This window comes from Massilia sp. CT11-108, from assembly GCF_047302915.1.
Taxonomy (GTDB): domain Bacteria; phylum Pseudomonadota; class Gammaproteobacteria; order Burkholderiales; family Burkholderiaceae_D; genus Telluria; species Telluria orientalis.
In genome coordinates, this window is the sequence record NZ_JBKYMO010001110.1 from 1 (window position 1) to 710 (window position 710).

Annotated in this window: 1 protein-coding gene; it reads left to right on the forward strand. The window is 71.5% G+C overall.

From position 1 onward, the window contains the following. A partial coding sequence (locus tag ACEN88_RS33450) for a diguanylate cyclase domain-containing protein (protein ID WP_413346636.1) occupies positions 1-710 on the forward strand: 710 nt, incomplete at both ends.

Genomic DNA, 710 nt, shown 5'->3' on the forward strand with positions numbered 1-710 from the left:
CTCGCGAGCAGGCCGCGCGCTGCACGGCACCACCGGCGAGCCGCTGGGCGCCGTCGTCGCGATGAAGGACGTGACGGAACTGGATGCGTCGCGCGCACGCCTGGCCGAAAGCGGCGAATGGCTGCGCACCATCGCCGACAACGTGCCGGCGCTGATCGCCTACGTCGACACCGACCTGCGCTACCGCTTCGCCAACGAACGCTATCGCGAATGGTTCGGCGTGAAGACGACCGACATGATCGGCAGGACCGTGCTCGACGCGATGGGCGAGGGGTTCTACGCGTCGCGCCGCGAAGCGCTGGAGCGCTGCCTGGCCGGGCACGCGTCGCACCTGGAGATCGAGGAACAGCGCCGCGGCCGCACGCGCGTGATCAGCTCGACCTATCTGCCGCACATCCGCGACGGCATCGTGCAGGGCATCTACGTGCTGTCGACCGATGCGACCTCCGCGCGCGAATACGAGCGCCAGCTGCACGCGCTCGCCCATTCCGACCACCTGACCGGCCTGCCGAACCGGCGCAGCTACGAGGAGCGCTTCGCGCAGGCCATCGCGCGCGCGCGCCGCGGCGCCACGCCGCTGGCGCTGGCCTACCTCGACGTCGACCACTTCAAGCAGATCAACGACAGCCTCGGCCACGCGGTGGGCGACGCCGTGCTGCGCGAGCTCGCGCGCCGTCTCGGCGCCACGGTGCGCGCCACCGCCACGGTGG